Source organism: Endozoicomonas sp. YOMI1, from assembly GCF_024606345.1.
Taxonomy (GTDB): Bacteria; Pseudomonadota; Gammaproteobacteria; order Pseudomonadales; family Endozoicomonadaceae; genus Endozoicomonas.
The window spans coordinates 1-3,010 of sequence record NZ_JAHHPM010000025.1; the positions used below are offsets into that span (position 1 = coordinate 1).

General features: G+C 53.0%; 2 protein-coding genes. Both read right to left on the reverse strand.

Annotation, left to right across the window (positions count from 1 at the left end):
- Positions 1–171: 171 nt before the first annotated feature.
- Positions 172–957, reverse strand: coding sequence for a phosphate ABC transporter ATP-binding protein PstB (gene pstB / locus KDK15_RS01025; RefSeq protein ID WP_257293506.1), 786 nt, complete (start codon positions 955–957; stop codon positions 172–174).
- 275 nt (positions 958–1,232) lie between these two features.
- Positions 1,233–2,921 carry a phosphate ABC transporter permease PstA gene (pstA, locus tag KDK15_RS01030; protein ID WP_257293505.1) on the reverse strand — a complete coding sequence of 563 codons (1,689 nt, stop codon included), beginning with the start codon at positions 2,919–2,921 and terminating at the stop codon, positions 1,233–1,235.
- Between the last annotated feature and the right edge of the window lie 89 nt (positions 2,922–3,010).

Here is a 3,010-nt window from a genome sequence, read left to right on the forward strand (position 1 = left end):
AACATCCCGTCTGCCCGACGGTAGGTCTACAAGAGACCAGAGAAAGTTAGCAAAGTATGTGCAAACACTCAAGCGGAACGCTCCCCGCGTTCCCGTCTTATATCCTCGCCCGAGTGGGCGAGGCTTTACGACAAATTGGTAAGCTGTTGAGATTCAGGAAAGAACGCCACCTCAGCCATAACGGCCAGTAATATAGTCTTCAGTCTGTTTCTTACGGGGATTGGTGAACAGTCTGTCTGTGTCACCATACTCAATCATCTGCCCCATATACATAAATGCGGTGTAATCCGAAACCCGTGCCGCCTGCTGCATGTTATGGGTGACAATCACAATGGTAAATCTGGACTTCAACTCATTGATCAACTCTTCAATCTTCAATGTGGAGATGGGGTCAAGTGCTGATGCTGGCTCATCCAGGAGCAATACTTCGGGTTCCACCGCAATGGTCCGGGCAATGACCAGGCGCTGCTGCTGCCCACCGGACAGGCCCAGTGCGCTTTCATGGAGGCGGTCCTTCACTTCATTCCAGAGCGCAGCCCCTTTCAGCGCCCACTCCACAACCTCATCCAGTACCCGCTTTTTATTAATGCCCTGAATTCTCAAGCCATAGGCAACATTTTCATAAATACTCTTCGGGAATGGGTTCGGCTTCTGGAACACCATCCCCACCCGACGACGAAGATCAGCCACATTGACGGATTTCCCGTAGATATTTTGTTGCACACCAGAAGCATTGGCGAGCCGTATCTGCCCATCCACACGGCAGCCATCCACCAGATCATTCATCCGGTTCATACTGCGCAGCAGCGTGGATTTACCACAGCCCGAAGGCCCGATAAACGCCGTTACACGCTTTTGCGGTATCTTCATGGAGATATCAAACAGCGCCTGCTTCTCGCCATAGAACAGGTTCAAACCAGACACCTCCATACTGGTCAGTTCATGCTCAAGGTTCATTACAGAACGAGCACGCCCAAGGGACTCAGGATTAAAAGCCCCGGAGAATCCGGAAGGCTGTTCAGCACGATCAGGTTGCACAGGGGCTTGGGAACGACGGCTATCAGCGGCAACACTGGCACGATTTTCCAAACTGTTTTCAGGATACGTTATGGAGGTTTTCACAGTAAGAGCCTCACTCAGCGTCTTTTTCAGGCTTTCATCCATTTTTTCATCAAAGGCCTCTTCCGGCTTTCTATCGATGACGTCATAAGACTCTTCAGCAGACATCGTGTTCAATCCTCAAGGCTCTTGTATTTTTCCCGTAGATGGTTGCGAATAGCAACGGCGGACAGATTCAGCACAGCAATAACCATCACCAGCAGCAAGGCAGTGGCGTACACCAAAGGCCTGGCGGCTTCCACGTTCGGGCTCTGGAAACCCACATCAAAAATATGAAAGCCCAGATGCATGAACTTCTGATCAAGATGCAGATAGGGGTAGTTACCATCCAGCGGCAAGCTGGGAGCCAGCTTAACAACCCCCACCAGCATCAGTGGTGCTACTTCCCCTGCCGCACGGGCAACCGCCAGTATCAACCCCGTCATCATGGCCGGGCTAGCCATGGGCAGTACGACCCGCCACAGCGTTTCCGCCTTGGTGGCACCGAGGGCCAGACTCCCTTCCCGAACGGAGCGGGGAATACGGGACAGTCCCTCTTCAGTGGCGACAATCACCACCGGCAGGGTCAGCAGAGCCAGGGTAATGGATGCCCACAACAGTCCCGGAGTACCAAATGTGGGTGATGGTAGGGCCTCGGCAAAAAACAGGTTATCGATTTTTGCGCCGGCAAAGTAGATGAAAAAACCAAGGCCAAAGACCCCGTAAACGATTGAGGGAACCCCCGCAAGGTTATTGACTGCCACCCGGATGGCCCGGGTCATCCAGCCCTGACTGGCGTACTCTCGCAGATAGACGGCAGCGATGACGCCGAAAGGGGTCACCATAATGGACATTAGAATCACCATCATGACCGTGCCAAAGATGGCGGGGAAGACACCGCCTTCGGTATTGGCTTCCCTTGGATCATCAAGGATGAACTCACCGACCTTGTCAAAGTAGAAGCCCATTTTGTCGGTCAGTGACAGGGTATTGGGCTGATAGGCACGAACCACCTTACTGATCGGCTGTTCCAGCGTTTGTCCATCAACGGTTCTGGCCACAAAGCTGTCACGGTTGAACGCCCGGTAAAGATCACCCAGTTGGGTTTCCAGTTGCTGATATTGCTGATTCAGCCGTTTTCGTTCAGCCTGAATCTCTGCCTGACCGACAGGATTGATAGCACCGCTCAGCTCCAGACGACGCTCGGCCAGCCGCAGCTGCTCTATAGAGGCGTTAATTGATCCAATGTCGTGTTTTTCAATCTGGTAGATTGCCTGATAAATCCCGAGTGCCCGATCCAAGCGCTCATTGAAGACGGTCCAGGCCGATTCACCACTGGCAACGGTGGCGCCATTCTCCTGAACGGACTCAAGGAAGCCGGAGAAATTGCCCCATTCACGACGCTCAAGCACCATGATGTCTTCAGGGTACTGGCGGTTACTCAGCCACTCATCGACGATCCAGACAAAGTCAGCACCACTCAGGTCCCGATTGCCCTGCTTCAACAGATTACGGGTATAAAGCGCCTGCCCGTCGACAACATCAAGGCCTGATGACGCCAGACGAGCCGCAGGGACTTCTTCACTGTCGGTAATTTCTCCGGCGACCATTCTAATGGTCTGCCCGGGGGGCTGGTAATCGGCCATCATGATCTGGCCTGGCCAGAAGTGCCCCAGCCCCCGCACAGCAATCAATCCCAGCAGCCCGATCACCAGAACAAGACTGATGGCAACCGCACCGGCATTTAGCCAGACCCAGGGAGCACCACTGTTAATCCATGCACCAACAGAGCGTTTTCCAGAGCTTTGAAGGGTATTATTCATGGCCATTTCCTATCCTCATCCTCTTTCCCTTCTTAGGAATTGTCCCGAATTAATTTCAACATTTTGAACTCGATCTCCGTTCATCCTGA